Source organism: Pusillimonas sp. ANT_WB101 (assembly GCF_008369125.1).
Lineage (GTDB): Bacteria > Pseudomonadota > Gammaproteobacteria > Burkholderiales > Burkholderiaceae_B > Allopusillimonas.
The window spans coordinates 1,813,283-1,828,975 of record NZ_VOAY01000001.1 but is presented as its reverse complement, the minus strand read 5'-3'; the positions used below and the strand labels follow the sequence as shown (position 1 = coordinate 1,828,975).

Sequence of the window (15,693 nt, the reverse complement as noted above, 5' to 3'; positions counted from 1 at the left end):
GTGCAATGACCGATCCATTTGTGCTCTCGGCAGGCCGCACTCAGCTGATCTTCGGGCTTGAATGGCATGCGTTGATCGAGGCCACGCCAGCAAAAGCAGGTCGACGCCTGGCGCGTCAGCGCAGGGCAACGCATATGGCACTCACAGGGTCAGCGGCTGCGTCGGTTGGCCTGGCTTTTCTTGGTGGTGCACGGCGGCGTGCAACGGAGTTGCATTCGGCTGCGCAAGCTGTCGCCTCCATGTTTCCTCAAGGCACTTATACGTTGATGCTAGAGGTCGCTGCCGGCGTTTACTGGCTAGTGGGCGTGCACGAAGGCGCGGTGATCGCTCGCACCGACGTATTGCATCGCGACACGGCTTTGGTGCGAACGCTCATTACTGAGTTGACTATGGCTTATCCGCATCTGGTCGAGCTGGGCACGCCAAACGCCCCGTCAGCTCCCACGCTGTCTGATATTGAATCAGCCGTTTCCAGCAAGACGCTCTTGCTCAAGGTTGGTTCAGCGCGATCGTTTGGGATTGGGTTCTGCCTGGTATTTGGCTTATTGCTGTCTGCGCTCTACGGGCCATTTAACACTAGGCATACCACTGAAAGTGACAGGGCAGTTCGAGATGGCCAATTTGCCCCGGGCTTTACTTCGCTGCACCCGTCAACGGCTGCGCCGGGCGTCAGGGTTCATGGTGAGGCAGGGCTGGACGGTTTGCTTCACGTTTTTTATAGCTTGCCGGTGCAGGCCGATGACTGGGTCCTGCAGCACGCAGCGTGTCTGGATGTGGCACAGTCATGGCAGTGCACTGCACACTACCACCGCGCTGCCCACAGCGCCAGCAACGCCGCGTTCCTGCGTGCGATGCCGTCCTCGTGGCGGGTTGATTTTCCTTCGCTGGAGACGGCTCACGTTCACTGGAGTACCCAGGCTTTTACGGCTGCGCTTCACGCAGACATGCTAGCGCACAAGTCCGACAACGACAGGCTTTTGTTCACTCGTCTGCAGGCCATCAGCAAAGCGTTCCAGCGCATTGATATCGGTATTTCAACTCCTGTGGTGGAACAAATCCGTGAGGGCGGGCCTCAGTACCAGAGGCGCTCACTACACATTGACGGGCCATTGCGCTCTTTCAGCTTTTTGCCACCCTATGCCGCAGGCATGGCCTGGACAAAGGCCGAACTACGGCATCAGCCAATTGATCGTGCAGATGCCCGAAATAGCAGGTTTGTTTTTTCTTTATCGGGAGCGCTTTATGAAACGACCAAGCCAAATTTTGCAGCCGATGAGTATGCGTCGAAGCCTGAATTTGTCGCTGCACCTCTTTGAACGTAGTCCTTTTGAACTTAAACCCTTTGCAACAAGACAGCATGCCGCAAGACAGCAAGACACAAGACAGCACGGCGCAAGGCATAGGCCAGCTCGTAGTGGCTGCTTGAACGTGGCACTTGGAGCTGTTGCGTTAGTTGGAAGTGGTATGGCGTGGGCCACGGTGGCTGAGCCCCCCAGTATTGCGCACCGGCATGAAGTCGCGGCTGATCCCACGACGCGGATTATGCAGCAGGTATACGAGTTGATGGAGGTCGAAACAGCTCAGGCGATAGCTCGTGCACGGCATGCCCCCGAAGTTTCCGACGGGTATTTGACGGACATTAGCAGTTCTCAAGAAGCCCGTATGTCTCAAGACACCCATGGCGCCGATAGGTTAAAGCTGATTGCCATTTATGGCATAGGAAAAAAGCTCGCCGCTCAAGTCATGGCTGGCACCAAACAATACTTGTACCGACATGGGCAGGCGTATCCGGTCGGCATGACTGCAGAGTCTTCCGATACCGACGCCTATCGGTTGCGTGGTATTTCAAACTCATGCGTAGTGCTCGAACGAGACCAACAGGCTCAAACGCTTTGTATTCATCCCGACTTTCGAGTCGACGGTGCTGTAGGACGCCCATGAAAATGTTTGCTTTCTGGCGTCGCGCTGGCAAAGACAGGTTCGTAGAAGGGCCATTAGGCCGGTTTGATGTTTCTAACGCTGGCACTATTGCCAGCATTGAACAATTGGCAGCCATGCGTCCGGGTTATGTGCGCACATTGGGTGCGGCGTTCTCAGTTGAGTCGCTGGCAGACCGGTTGGTGCCCGTGCAACTTGAAGATCAAACAGTGGCCATATTTTCTCAGGCGGCGTATGTGGGCAGTGACCAGGCCGACGAGCTTGTACGTCGCATCCTTTCGGCGGGCCACAAGCTGGCTACGCCCGAACGTTATGTGCTTGCCCGTTCGCTTTTGCTGGCGCTTGTGCGCGGGCAAGTCACGGCCGAGTCCTTGGGTGGTTTGCCCAGGCACAGTCTCGCAAGCTCCAGGCCGGCGCTCGCAGCCGCTTTTCAAGATCTTGTCGAATGGGGAGTCCGGCATGGCGCCAGTGACATCCATCTGAATGTTCATCTTGCCGAACCGAATTCGGAGGTTAATTACACAATATCGGGGCGCTACGTGGCGCCTGAATGTTTCCGAGGTATGCCCACCAGCACTTTGCTCGACATGCTTTCTGTTGCCTGGATGGATATTCGCGGCGGCAATGGGTCGGTGTTTGATCCCATGCGTGAGCAGCAGGGGAGTTTGACATTGCACGTAGATGACAAGCCCCTTTTGCTACGCTGGTCGTCCATGGCCGCAGATGTTGGCCCGAGCGTGTGCCTGCGACTGCTAAGTCGCAGCATGCGGGCATGTTCGTCAGATCTTGATAGCTTAGGCTACATGCACGATCAACTTGCGCAAATCAGGCGTGCCATGATCTCTGAAAGCGGTGCCGTCATTTTCTCGGGCACTGTGGGTTCGGGAAAATCTACCAGTCTGGCGGCACTGTTAAGCGGTCTGCCTTCGCATCGCAAAGTCATCACGCTTGAAGACCCGGTTGAATACCTCATTCCGGGTGCGATACAGAATACCTTGGTGCGCAATCTCGATACCTGCTCTCATGATGTGTTTGCTGCCAAGCTCAGGTCGCTCAGGCGTTCGGCCATGAGCGATGTTTTGTTGGGTGAAATCCGCGATATCGAGACTGGGCGTGCGTTTATGGACCTGGTTGGCTCAGGCGTCAATGTTTACAGCACTGTGCATGCCCCTTCGGCGGCGATGATACCCGTGCGGTTGTCATCCGGCTTTATTGCTGTACCTGCTGACTTTCTCGCCACACCAGGTGTACTGCGGTTGCTGGTTTTCCAGGTGTTGTTGCCACGGCTTTGCGATGAATGCGCCCTGCCTGTCTTGGGCTCTGAAGCCCGACTTGTTGCTGGCGATGAGGGGGTGCGGGGGGTAACTTGGCAGGTATGGCTTGAGCTGGTGCGGCAGCTTTATGGGCGATCGCTATGCAAAGTACGTATACGCAACCCAGAGGGGTGTCAGGCCTGCCGCCAAAATGGCCTGTCTGACTTGTACGGATACAGTGGCCGCACCGTTGCAGCCGAAATTATTGAGCCAGCGCTCTCTTGGAGCCCACAGCGCAGCGCCATGGAAAGTGCTGTCCTGAAAGCGCTGGACGGGCAGGTGGATCTTCGGGATGTGGAGTCACGCTTTCATGCATTTGAAACCGAGAAAATGATGCGAGTAGCCCGCAAACGGGCTGCGGGAGGTGCATCGTGAACGCGTTCTTAAGAGGATATGGTCACCAACTGTCAATCATGACACGGCTTTCACGTCTTTTTGATCGATGGCGTTTCAGGCAAATGCGGGTCGACTATTACGACTATCTTTGTGCCTTGCTTCATGGTGGTCAAGGTCGCCGAACACTTAAAGAGGTTTTTTCTCAAGATGCCGCCCGATTTGGGCAACGCTCTGTACGTGGAAGGCTTTCTCGTGAATGGTTAAGTGTCTATCAGGCATCAGGTGGAGATCTCTATATCACCTGGCGCGGCAGTTTTCCCATGATAGAACTCAGTATTCTCAGGTGTGCACAAGCGTTCGGCCATGCCGCGCTAACCAGCACCTTGGGCAAACTCTCGGAAACCCTGCGGCTTGCCGAGAGTGTCAGAGGTATTTTGGCCGGTTGTCTGTCAGCGGCGGCCATGGCCCTCGGCCTGTTGTTCATCATGTTGCTTGCGATTCCTTTTTACACGCTGCCTCAGCTTTTGCATGCGTTTGCCGTATTGCCCTCCGACCACTACGGGCCACTGACGTTGCGCCTGATCGGGCTGGCACGTCAGGTCGAATCCTGGTGGCTGATCGCGGCGGTGCTGCTGGCTGCGGCAGCGTTCGTGCTGCTGTGGTCTTTGCCTAATGCCGTAGGTCCCGTGCGCCGCTGGCTGGATCGTCACGCAATCTGGCGGATCTATCGATATGCGCAAACACTGAGACTGCTTGATTTCACCGCGATTTTGCTCGACACGGGTGGCAGTGGTGCTATCCAGTTGCGTACTGCTCTCAGAAGTCAGCAGGCCGGCGCTTCGCCCTGGATGTCAGAGTGCATCGCATTCATGCTGGCGCGTATTGATGCTGGCGCTACAGGTGCTGCCAGTTTTGAAACGCCCATGCTCGATAGCGATCATTTTTGGTTTCTGTGCGACATGGTGGCTGCGCGAGGCCTCGCCACAGGCCTTCAGTTGTGCGCAGCGCGCTTGCGTAATCATGTGTTGGGCACCGTTTCCAGGCAAGCGCAGGCATGGCGCTGGGCCCTGTTGTTGTCAGTGGTTGCCAGCATGGCCGTCATCGGCTTTTTTCATTATGCCGTCATCGATGAGCTGCGCCAGTCGCTCATTTTTTTCTATGCCGGGCAATAAGGCCGGGCGGTTTTCAAGGAGCTAGCTTATATGGCTGTTATGGCTGTTTCGGGGCAACGAGGGTTCTCGCTGGTTGAGGTGTCGGTCGTCATGGCTATTGTTCTGCTGATGGCAATTATCGGCGTCCCGGTAATCAGTAATTTTGTTGTAGAAAGCAAAGTGCCTAAAGTCGGCGAGCAATTGGCACGGTTTGTTCTACAGGCTAAGGTCAATGCGCTTAGTGGCTCACCCACGCCCTATAGGGGCATGAACACGTCAACGCTGGCCAGCTCGGTCATGGGTTCGTCGATTTTTACGGTCTCAGGCAGAGAAGATGCGCCTCGCGTAATGCATGGCCTTGGTGCCAACGGCGAAATCAGTGTTGCCGAGCAGGCCGGCGGATCGGCCTTCTCGATCACACTGACACGAGTAAGCCATGCAGCGTGCCCATCAATCGCATCGGTGATGCAGCGTATGGCCGATACCATTGTTATGGGTGCAGAAGGGCGCGCCACTTCGGTAGTAAAAGACGGCACTGTTCAGTACAACGCGCAGCTGGCTAAAGCACGCTGCGCGCGGGGTGATGTAAACACGGTCGTGTTTACCATGAGCTAAGGCATGAATCATGCACAAACAACAAGGGTTTGCGCTGCTCGAACTGTTGGTCGCGACGCTGGTGGCCACATTGCTGGCTATATGGGGTGCTGCAAGGTTGGCAGATGCCGCCCACGAGTCGGGGGCCCAGGCGTCGGCGGTATGGATGATGTCCGTGCGCGACGGCGTGGCAGCGTATCTGGATCGTTATGCCGACACCTTGCACTCAGCAACCCAGCCCGATGCGCTGGCCAACGCCGGTTATGCAGATTGGGCTGCGCCCACGCTGGGCGAGCTTGAATCAGATGGTCTGCTGTCGAGAGGGTTTCCCAAGACGGGGCCTATGGCTGTGCGTTTAAACTTGGCAGGGCCGGTCAACGGGGCTGCTACGGCAAGTCGGGGTGCAATGCCTGCTTCCGGTAGGGAAGGAGCGCATGTGCGTTTATTCAAAAATCCCGGCTGCACAGGGGACGCTTGTCGTCTGCACGCTGTCGTTTACAGCCGTCACCCCATGCTTGCTCCAAATAGCCGTCAAGTAGACAGCCGCGGTATTGCACAATGGTTGCTAAGCACGCAAGGAATGGGTGGTTGGGTAAACCCCGCCAGGCCTCGTCAGCTTGCAGGCGCATCATTTGACTGGGTCAATCCGCCGTGGAGAGGTCCCGCACTACTTCCCGGAACCGTTGCGTTGGCGGTTGGGGCCACCTCGACCTCAGGCACAAAGTTCGTACGCATGCACGACACGCGCGATCCTGAGTTTCAAGCAGCCGTTTCCGTGAAAGGCCCTGTTACCGCGTCTTCTGACGTTAAGGTAGGCGGTTATCTGCATTTGCGATCGATCCCTCCCACCTTGCTTACCTGCGCGAGTGAGGGGGCAGTCGCGTTGCGCGAACGCGGCGGTTTAGTGCTTTGCCGAAACAGGCAATGGCGCGCACTGACCGGGGGCGTAGCGGGTGCGTTCGCGGTTGACGGCTCGCATTTGTGCCAACTAAGAGGCCCAGGTCAGCCGGGCCGTCCTAATTCATACTACGTTAATCCCCACACGGGAAACTGCACATGCCCGCCTGGTACTACCGCATTTTTTATGAGTGAAGGCAGCACTGAAGGGGAGGGTGACGGCAATAGGCGCATCAGGCGTTATCTATGTCTTGGCTAGGTTGGCGCCAACGTAAAGGTGTGCTTTGCCTGTGTACGACCCCGAATCGCAAATCTCCCTCTATAATTAGCGGTTACCTGTCAAATAGTGTTTTTCTGCAATGAAAGCGTCTGAAATACGTAAAAAGTTCCTGTCCTTTTTTGAGACCAAGGGCCACCAGGTGGTGTCGTCGTCGTCGCTGGTCCCGGCCAATGACCCGACGCTGTTGTTTACCAATGCGGGCATGGTTCAGTTCAAGGACGTCTTCACCGGTAGAGAAACACGTTCCTACCTGCGCGCAACCAGCTCACAACGTTGCGTGCGCGCAGGTGGCAAGCACAATGACCTTGAAAACGTAGGCTATACCGCTCGCCACCATACGTTCTTTGAGATGCTGGGCAACTTCAGCTTTGGCGATTATTTCAAGCGTGATGCGATCCATTACGCCTGGGAGTTGCTCACGTCTGTATACGGTCTGCCAGCCGACAAGCTAACTGTCACGGTCTATCACGAAGACGACGAAGCTTTTCAGATATGGGCAGAAGAAGTCGGTGTTCCGGTTGAGCGCATCATTCGTATCGGCGACAACAAAGGCGCTCGCTACGCGTCGGACAACTTCTGGCAAATGGCGGACACCGGGCCTTGTGGGCCCTGTTCCGAAATTTTCTATGATCATGGCCCTGCCATCTGGGGCGGGCCTCCGGGGTCACCCGAAGAAGATGGCGACCGTTTCATCGAAATCTGGAACCTCGTTTTCATGCAGTTCGAGCGTGCGGCTGACGGCACGATGACGCCACTTCCCAAGCCGTGCGTCGATACCGGTATGGGCCTGGAGCGCGTGTCTGCCGTGTTGCAGCATGTGCATTCCAACTATGAAATTGACTTGTTCCAGGCGCTGATCAAGGCTGCTGCGCGTGAAACCGGGGTCGATAACCTTGCCGATAATTCGCTCAAGGTTATTGCCGATCACATTCGCGCCTGCAGCTTTCTTATTGTTGATGGGGTTATCCCAGGCAACGAGGGCCGGGGCTATGTATTGCGCCGAATTATCAGGCGAGCTTTGCGCCATGGGCACAAGCTTGGTCAAACTGGTCTGTTCTTTCACAAACTGGTGCCAGACCTTGTGGCCGAAATGGGGCAGGCCTACCCTGAGCTTGAGGCCCAGCAAGATCGCGTCGCGCAGGTGCTTCGCCAGGAAGAAGAGCGGTTCAGCGAAACCTTAGAGCACGGCATCAAGATTCTCGATGCCGCGCTTGCCGGCGTGTCAGAAAACGGCACGCTCGACGGGCAGACCCTCTTTACGCTTTATGACACCTACGGCTTTCCGGTAGACCTGACGGCAGATATCTGTCGCGAGCGCAACGTACAGGTTGATCTCGAAGGCTTCGAAAAGGCAATGAGTCATCAGCGCGAGCAGGCGCGCGCCGCTGGCAAGTTCAAGGTCGCTGAAGGCTTGACCTACGCGGGTGTTGATACGCGATTTGAGGGCTATGAGCACCTTGAGCAGACGGGCACAATTACGGCGATTTACGTAGAAGGTACCTCTGTACCTAGTGCTCAGCAAGGTCAGGAAGCCATTGTCGTGCTCGATACCACTTCGTTTTATGCTGAGTCAGGTGGGCAGTCGGGCGATACGGGCGTACTCGCCGGTGACGCCATGCTTTTTGAGGTTGCTGACACGCAAAAAATACAAAGCGCGGTCTTTGGCCATCATGGGCGCGTGGCGCAAGGCGTGCTTTCTGTCGGTGATACCATTGAGGCTCGGGTTGATGCCGCACAGCGTGCTCGAACCGTGCGTAACCATTCGGCTACCCATCTTATGCACAAGGCACTGCGCCAGGTACTGGGCGGGCATGTGCAACAGCGTGGCTCGTTAGTCGATGCAGACAAAACACGTTTTGACTTTGCCCACGACGCACCGGTTACGCCAGCACAGATCGTTGAAGTCGAGCGCATTGTCAACGATGAAATTCTGGCCAATCATCCGACCAGTGCTCGTGTCATGCCCTATGATGAGGCGGTGCAGGGTGGCGCCATGGCCTTGTTTGGCGAAAAATACGGTGATACCGTTCGCGTTCTCGATATTGGTTTTTCACGTGAACTCTGCGGTGGCACTCATGTGGCGCGCACGGGCGATATTGGGCTGTTCAAAATTGTTTCCGAAGGCGGCGTTGCCGCTGGCGTACGACGCGTTGAAGCCATTACGGGTGATAACGCCGTCAAGTGGGTTCAGAATTTGAATGAAACCTTGTTGCGCGCAGCCGGGCAACTCAAAACGCAACCAGCCGGCGTGGTTGAGCGCATTGCAGCGCTGCAGTCCCAGATCAAGTCGCTGGAGCGTGATCTTGACCAGGCCAAGAGCAAACTAGCTACTTCGGCTGGTAGTGATCTCGCCGCCAATGCCATTGTGCTTGAAGGCAATGTCAGGCTGCTGGTTGCCAACATGAAAGGCACTGACCCCAAAGCATTGCGGGGTATGGTTGATCAGTTAAAAGACAAGCTTAAGTCTGCAGTGGTGTTGCTCGCAACGGTGGCTGACAACAAGATCAGCCTGGTTGCTGGTGTTACGTCCGATCTGGCCGACAAAGTTAAGGCCGGCGATCTGGTTGGTATGGTGGCAGCCCAGGTGGGTGGTAAGGGCGGTGGCCGTCCCGAGATGGCCATGGGGGGCGGTACAGATGTCGTGGCGCTTCCAGCGGCTACAGAAGGCGTTGAGGCTTGGGTGCGTCAGAAGCTGGCACCGTAATCGAAAAGAAGCAAACATGAGTGACTTAACTACGAATAGCTCGGGCCAGGCCATACCTGCCGTCGACCTGGAGGTCGACGCTTCGGGGCTGAAATGCCCTTTGCCAATTTTGCGGGCAAAGAAAGCACTTGCGCAGCTGCAAAGTGGTCAAGTGCTCAAGGTTGTAACCACTGATACCCACGCAATTCAAGACTTTCAGGCGTTTGCGAAGCAAACGGGCAATGCGCTTGAAGCACAAGTAGAAGAGGGTCTGGCTGTCAGTCATTATTTGCGTCGGCGCTAAGGCCACGTCATTGCTCATATCGGACCACTTGCGCGTAAGGTGTTGGTTTTTTTCTTATTCCCTATGGAACAATCCGGTTTAGATTGCCGATGTTCTCAAAAAAATGCTAGAATCTTTTGTTTTCTACCGTATATTCAAAGGATTACCATGGTTGTGATTCGTCTGGCCCGTGGCGGCTCGAAGAAGCGTCCGTTTTACAACGTTGTGGCAGCCGATTCGCGTAATCGCCGCGATGGCCGTTTCATCGAGCGTCTGGGTTTTTACAACCCTGTTGCTACTGAAGGGCAAGAGAACCTGCGCTTGGCAATGGATCGTGTGCAGCACTGGACTGACACTGGCGCGCAATTGTCACCCGCTGTTGCTCGTTTGGTTAAAGAGTACTCTGCAAAGGCTGCAGCCTAATTATTGCGCAGGCCTTCAGGCTCGCTGCTGCCCAAGGCGGTAGTGTGGTTTTTGGCCCGGCTTTGCGTCTTCTTTTTGGCGCAAGCCATGCGTAAGTTATCCAGATGAGCACCCCGCACCAAACTCCTGACGCAAGCCAGGCCCAGCCCGAAGATCTGGTCGAGCTTGGGCGCATCGTTTCGGCTTATGGAGTTAAAGGTTGGGTAAAAATTCAGCCACACTCCTCGGGCGGCAACACGCTGCTCGAAGTTAATGACTGGTGGCTTAGATCGCCCGTTCCCCCTGGTGGTACGGGCGTTTTGCCGCATGCGCGAGCAATCCGTGTGATAGCGAGCAGGCCGCAAGGGTCCACCATAGTTGCTCAGTTTGAGCACCTGGCTGACCGCGATCTCGCCCATAATCTAAAAAACCATACCGTTTGGGTACCGCGTGGCTCCTTTCCTGCCGCCGAAGAAGACGAATATTATTGGGTTGACCTCATCGGCTGCCAGTTCTATGGCATGCACGAAGGTCAGCCTGCGCTCATTGGCGTTGTTGCTGAAGTTACCGACAACGGTGCCCATGCGCTTCTCAAGGTTGAACGCCAGCACGTCAATGAGGACGGAGAGGTCACAGCGGTGCTTAGCGCCCGTGGGCGGCCCGTCGAAGAATTGGTTCCTTTCGTCCAGGCGCACGTTCATACCGTAGACATCGCCGGCAAACGCATCGACAGTAACTGGCCCACTGAGCTCTGACGCTTCTGCAGTCAGTGCTGGCCTTCTAGTCTTGTCTTACGCCCGGTGGGCGCTGGTTTTCAGCGTGTCACACCCACTTATACTATGAAGGCATTGCCCCATGCGTTTTGATGTGATCACGCTTTTCCCGGACATGTTTAATGTAGTTCGAGACCTCGGGGTGACGGGTAGGGCGCACAGGCAGCAGCTATGGTCATTGGGGCTCTGGAATCCGCGAGACTATACCCACGATGTGCACCGTACCGTTGATGATCGTCCTTACGGTGGCGGGCCCGGCATGGTCATGATGGCAGGGCCGCTTGAGCAGGCGGTTGATTCTGCCCGAGCAGCGCGTCGAGTTAGCGCTGGGCAGGCACGTCACTTAAAGGGTGTACCAGGTTCTGCTGGTGTCGAATTACATCCAGATGGCGTTACGTCATCTGCCGATGTTTCTGTCCCCGTCAGCGCTGATATTTCAGCCCATGCTGCGGACGTTGATTCGTCCACAAGCGACACGCCGGTGATTTTGATGAGCCCGACCGGGCAGCGCTTTGATCAGGCTGTGGCACAAGAGCTTGCCACAGGTGCAGGTGCCATTCTTGTTTGTGGTCGCTATGAAGGTGTCGACCAGCGATTTATTGATCGCTGTGTCACGCGAGAGCTTTCGCTGGGCGATTTTGTACTGTCAGGTGGAGAGGTCGCCGCGCTGGCTATTATGGACAGTGTGTTGCGCCTGTTGCCCGGTGTGCTGGGCGATGCCCAGTCGGCACCGCAAGATTCGTTCAACACAGCCTTAACTGGCCTATTAGACAGCCCGCACTACACGCGGCCTGAGCAGTACGAAGGTGTGTCTGTGCCTACAGAGCTGTTGTCCGGTCATCATGTCAATATTGCTGCCTGGCGGCGCCAACAATCGCTTGCCCTGACCATGGCGCGAAGGCCTGATCTAATTATTACCGCCAGAAAAGCCGGCTTGCTGTCAAAATCAGACGAGGCTTTTTTGAAGACGCTGACTCACGCGCAAAAATAAAGCAATAAGACGCCTGTTCCGCAGCAAGCTCCTGGCGTTTACGCATGGGGGGCGTGCTATGTCAAAACCGCGGGGTCTGCGCTTAAGGATGGGGCTTTGTCACGCCTGTGCTATGTGCTTAGGGGTACCCGTGCCTCGTTCTTGCTGTGGAGTTTGAGTAGTGGCGTGTTCGTGGCATGCCGTTACAGCACGATGTATGCACAGGCACGCTTACAACATGCCTATGCATCCACTTCTCCACACACTATCAAAGACGGTCGAGTTGCCCCTGCACTTTGCTCAGTGTTTCGCCAAACTGCACCACACGTGCTTTTTCTTGTTCGACTACGGCGGCGGGCGCGCGCTCAACGAAGCTGGCATTGCCAAGCTTGGCGTTGGCCTTGGCAATCTCTCGCTCAAGACGTTCGATTTCTTTGCCTAAACGAATACGCTCGGCGTCGATATCAATCTCTACGTGCAGCATGAGCTGTGTGGCCCCTACGATTTGAACCGGTGCTCCTACTTGCGGCAAGTGGTCGACAATGTCGACACTCTCAAGCTTGGCCAGCGCGATCAGGTAATGGCGGTTAGCGGCCAGTGCGTCGCGATCGCCCTGGGCGATGAGGGGCGCACGCTGGGCCGGCGAGAGGTTCATTTCGCCGCGTAGGGCACGAATGGCATCGACCTGTGCTTTGAGGTCGGCAATGCGAACCTCGGCATCTGTGTCTATGGCACTTTCGTTGCTGCGGGGGTAGGGCTGCACGCAAATACTGGCAACCTCGTCTGGATCACGCTTACCCGCTACGACGGAAACCTTCTGCCAAAGCTCTTCGGTAATGAAGGGGATGATGGGGTGGGCCAGCCTTAGCACGGCTTCAAGCACGCGTATCAGGGTGCGGCGCGTGCCCAGTTGCTGGCCCTCATTGCCCTGGTTAATTTGCACCTTGGCAAGTTCCACATACCAGTCGCAGTATTCGTCCCATACAAAGTGATAGAGTGCATTGGCGATGTTGTCGAAACGATAGTCAACAAAGCCGCGTTCAATGTCGGCCTCAAGTCGCTGCAATTGGCTGATGATCCAGTGGTCTGCAAATGAGAGTTCTGCAGTGACGGTTTTGCCGTCAGTGTTGACACTGTCGTGAGCGAGCGCATGCCCCTCAGTGTTCATGAGCACAAAGCGGGTGGCGTTCCAGAGCTTGTTGCAGAAATTACGGTAGCCTTCGCAGCGTTTGAGGTCAAAGTTGATATTGCGCCCCAGGGTTGCATAGGCCGCCATGGTGAAACGCAGTGCGTCGGTACCATAGGCAGGAAAGCCGTTGGGGTAGTCTTTGCTGGTTTTTTTACGGATGCTGGCAGCTTGCTTGGGGTTCATCAAGCCACTGGTACGCTTGTCGAGCAAGGCGTCGAGTTCTATACCGTCAATGAGGTCTACAGGGTCAATGGTATTGCCTTTGGACTTGCTCATTTTCTTGCCGTCCATGTCGCACACTAACCCGTGCACGTACACGGTGTGAAACGGCACCTGCCCGGTCATGTGCATGCTCATCATGACCATGCGAGCGACCCAGAAAAAGATGATGTCAAAGCCAGTAACCAGCACACTGGAAGGCAGATAACGGGCCAGGTCGGGTGTTTCTTCGGGCCAGCCCAGGTCGGTAAAGGGAACCAGAGCGGACGAGAACCAGGTGTCGAGTACGTCAGGGTCGCGAACCAGCCTGCCGGTAATGCCGGCGGCATCGGCTTTGCTGCGCGCTTCTTCTTCGTTGCGCGCCACGATGATTTGCCCGTCTTCCGCATACCAGGCAGGGATCTGATGCCCCCACCACAGTTGCCGCGAAATGCACCAGTCTTGGATTTTTTCTAGCCACTGGTTGTAGGTGGTCGTCCAGTTTTCGGGGTAGAACTTGATGCGGCCGTCATCAACCACCTGAAGGGCAACCTCGGTAATGCTTTTGCCGGGGTGCTGCGTGCCTTCGGGTGCCGGTTTGCTCATGGCCACAAACCACTGGTCTGTGAGCATGGGTTCGATAACCGTGTTGGTGCGGTCGCCACGTGGCACCATCAGCTTGTGCGGCTTGATGCTTTGCAGCAAACCTTGGTCTTGCAGATCTTTGACGATTTGGGCGCGCGCGTCGAAACGATCAAGGCCTCGATAGGCGGCAGGTGCTTCATCGCTGACCTTGGCGTCGAGCGTAAGGACGCTGAGCATGTCAAGGCCGTGCCGCTGACCCACAGCGTAGTCGTTAAAGTCGTGAGCGGGCGTTACCTTGACCACACCGGTGCCGAACTCGCGGTCGACATAGTCATCGGCAATAACCGGGATTTCGCGACCAACCAGAGGCAGGATTACGGTTTGGCCGATAAGATGCGCATAGCGTTCGTCTTCTGGGTGCACCATGACGGCAACGTCGCCCAGCATGGTTTCGGGCCGGGTTGTTGCCACAACGAGATGCTCAATACCGCCTTGTGGCTTTGTCAGCGGATAGCGTATCTCCCACATATGGCCATCTTCTTCTTCGCTGACGACTTCAAGGTCAGACACAGCAGTGCCCAGTACCGGGTCCCAGTTGACCAGGCGCTTGCCGCGGTAGATAAGGCCTTGCTCATGCAGGCGCACAAATGTTTCGACAACACCGCGTGACAGGTTGTTGTCCATGGTGAAGTATTCGCGATCCCAATCGCATGACGACCCCAGCCGTCTGAACTGCTCGGTAATGGCATTGCCGGATTTTTCTTTCCATTCCCACACCTTGGCGACGAAGTTTTCGCGGCCGAGGTCGTGGCGCGATATGCTTTGTGCATCAAGCTGGCGTTCAACAACGATTTGCGTGGCGATGCCGGCATGGTCGGTGCCAGGAATGAATACCGTATCGTCGCCGCGCATGCGGTGATAACGCACCAGCCCGTCCATGACGGTTTGGTTGAAAGCGTGGCCCATGTGCAGGGTGCCTGTTACGTTCGGAGGCGGGAACTGAACGACAAAAGGCTGGCTGCCACCGGGCTCGTTGCTCTGAACATGCTGACCACCGCGGAAATATCCCCGTTGCTCCCATTCGGCGTACCAGCGCGATTCGAGTTCTTGCGGTTCAAAGCTTTTTGAAAGCTGATCGGGGAGGGCAGCGGGATTCGTGGTCATAGTTACGGAAAAAGAATAAGGACGGCTGTCGATTGCCTGGGGCATCGGCTCTATGAAACAAGCGACGGTAAAAAATATGCGACGGTAAAACACGTATTTTATCTGACGGCTCAGGTGCCTGGGCAGCCCTGTTGGCACGGATGCTGGCAGAACACCACAGCGGCTGGCATTTATATGCCAGATGTCGTGCCAAAGAGGCTCGCAGTCAGTGTAGTACATAGCCGTACAGGATGTGAGCCTGTGGCCGGCCCATGGTACATGGGAATATTGTGTCGTTCACTATGGTGGTTGGCTATGGGGCACAAGCTGCAGTGGCGTGGCATGTTAAAATTACGGGTTAACATTAACTTTGCCAAAGTTATTGTTTTTATTGAATAAACTGTTTTCACAACCCAATGTCCCAATCTTTTGGCATGCCGCGCAACCAGCCAATGTCGCTGGGCACGTTTAATGTCAATGCGATTGGGCGCGTCATTTTTTCTCTGGAATCTACATGGCTATTGAACGCACTCTTTCTATCATCAAGCCCGATGCTGTTGCCAAAAATGTAATCGGTCAGATCGTTGCCCGTTTCGAAAAGGCCGGCCTGACAGTTATTGCTGCCCGTCTGCAACAGCTTTCACGCGGCGACGCCGAGCGTTTTTACGGCGTACACAAAGAGCGTCCTTTTTTCAAAGACCTGGTCGAATTCATGATCTCGGGCCCTGTTTTTGTGCAGGTGCTCGAGGGTGACGATGCCATCCAGAAAAACCGTGACCTCATGGGCGCGACTGATCCAAAGAAAGCCGAAGCAGGTACGATTCGTGCCGATTTTGCTGACAGCATCGATGCCAACGCAGTTCATGGCTCCGACGCACCTGAAACCGCAGCAGTGGAAATTGCCTTTTTCTTCCCAGAAAGCAATATCTACAGCCGTTAATACCAAAACAAGGTCCAT

The 15,693-nt window shown here is 55.7% G+C and carries 13 protein-coding genes; 12 read left to right on the top strand and 1 reads right to left on the bottom strand.

The genetic code is table 11. The features are described from left to right. The first annotated feature begins 5 nt into the window (after positions 1-5). The 11 genes from FQ179_RS08240 to trmD all read left to right on the top strand — a co-directional run bounded on the left by FQ179_RS08240 (position 6) and on the right by trmD (position 11,641). Entirely contained in the window at positions 6-1,316 is a 1,311-nt protein-coding gene (locus tag FQ179_RS08240; protein ID WP_188074533.1) for a type 4b pilus protein PilO2, read from the top strand. A 148-nt stretch (positions 1,317-1,464) separates the two neighbouring features. Next, positions 1,465-1,941, top strand: coding sequence for a hypothetical protein (locus FQ179_RS08235; RefSeq protein ID WP_149396698.1), 477 nt, complete (start codon positions 1,465-1,467; stop codon positions 1,939-1,941). Beyond that, positions 1,938-3,626 (top strand): ATPase, T2SS/T4P/T4SS family, encoded by a 1,689-nt coding sequence (locus FQ179_RS08230; RefSeq protein ID WP_255474880.1) that lies wholly within the window; start codon positions 1,938-1,940, stop codon positions 3,624-3,626. The genes FQ179_RS08235 and FQ179_RS08230 overlap by 4 nt, the downstream gene beginning before the upstream one ends. Positions 3,627-3,664: 38 nt before the next feature. Next, on the top strand, positions 3,665-4,759 hold the full coding sequence (locus FQ179_RS08225) for a general secretion pathway protein (RefSeq protein ID WP_188074532.1): 1,095 nt from the start codon (positions 3,665-3,667) through the stop codon (positions 4,757-4,759). 30 nt (positions 4,760-4,789) lie between these two features. Then, on the top strand, positions 4,790-5,353 hold the full coding sequence (locus FQ179_RS08220; RefSeq protein WP_149396696.1) for a type 4 pilus major pilin: 564 nt from the start codon (positions 4,790-4,792) through the stop codon (positions 5,351-5,353). A gap of 10 nt (positions 5,354-5,363) precedes the next feature. Further along, a complete protein-coding gene (locus FQ179_RS08215; RefSeq protein ID WP_149396695.1) occupies positions 5,364-6,488 on the top strand; it encodes a hypothetical protein in 1,125 nt (374 codons plus the stop codon). Between the two features lie 100 nt (positions 6,489-6,588). Next, a complete protein-coding gene (alaS, locus tag FQ179_RS08210) occupies positions 6,589-9,213 on the top strand; it encodes an alanine--tRNA ligase (protein WP_149396694.1) in 2,625 nt (874 codons plus the stop codon). A 16-nt stretch (positions 9,214-9,229) separates the two neighbouring features. Further along, positions 9,230-9,496: a sulfurtransferase TusA family protein gene (locus FQ179_RS08205; RefSeq protein ID WP_149396693.1), complete on the top strand. Its 267-nt coding sequence runs from the start codon at positions 9,230-9,232 to the stop codon at positions 9,494-9,496. Between the two features lie 147 nt (positions 9,497-9,643). After that, a complete protein-coding gene (gene rpsP / locus FQ179_RS08200; protein WP_149396692.1) occupies positions 9,644-9,898 on the top strand; it encodes a 30S ribosomal protein S16 in 255 nt (84 codons plus the stop codon). 104 nt (positions 9,899-10,002) lie between these two features. Continuing rightward, complete coding sequence (gene rimM / locus FQ179_RS08195) at positions 10,003-10,632, top strand: ribosome maturation factor RimM (protein WP_149396691.1); 630 nt, start codon at positions 10,003-10,005, stop codon at positions 10,630-10,632. Positions 10,633-10,732: 100 nt separating this feature from the next. Continuing rightward, positions 10,733-11,641: a tRNA (guanosine(37)-N1)-methyltransferase TrmD gene (trmD, locus tag FQ179_RS08190; protein WP_149396690.1), complete on the top strand. Its 909-nt coding sequence runs from the start codon at positions 10,733-10,735 to the stop codon at positions 11,639-11,641. Positions 11,642-11,888: 247 nt separating this feature from the next. Here trmD and FQ179_RS08185 read toward each other — a convergent pair whose 3' ends face one another. After that, entirely contained in the window at positions 11,889-14,756 is a 2,868-nt protein-coding gene (locus tag FQ179_RS08185; protein WP_149396689.1) for a valine--tRNA ligase, read from the bottom strand. A 493-nt stretch (positions 14,757-15,249) separates the two neighbouring features. Between FQ179_RS08185 and ndk the strand changes: the two genes are divergently transcribed. Further along, positions 15,250-15,675 (top strand): nucleoside-diphosphate kinase, encoded by a 426-nt coding sequence (gene ndk, locus FQ179_RS08180; RefSeq protein WP_149396688.1) that lies wholly within the window; start codon positions 15,250-15,252, stop codon positions 15,673-15,675. The last annotated feature ends 18 nt before the right edge of the window (positions 15,676-15,693 follow it).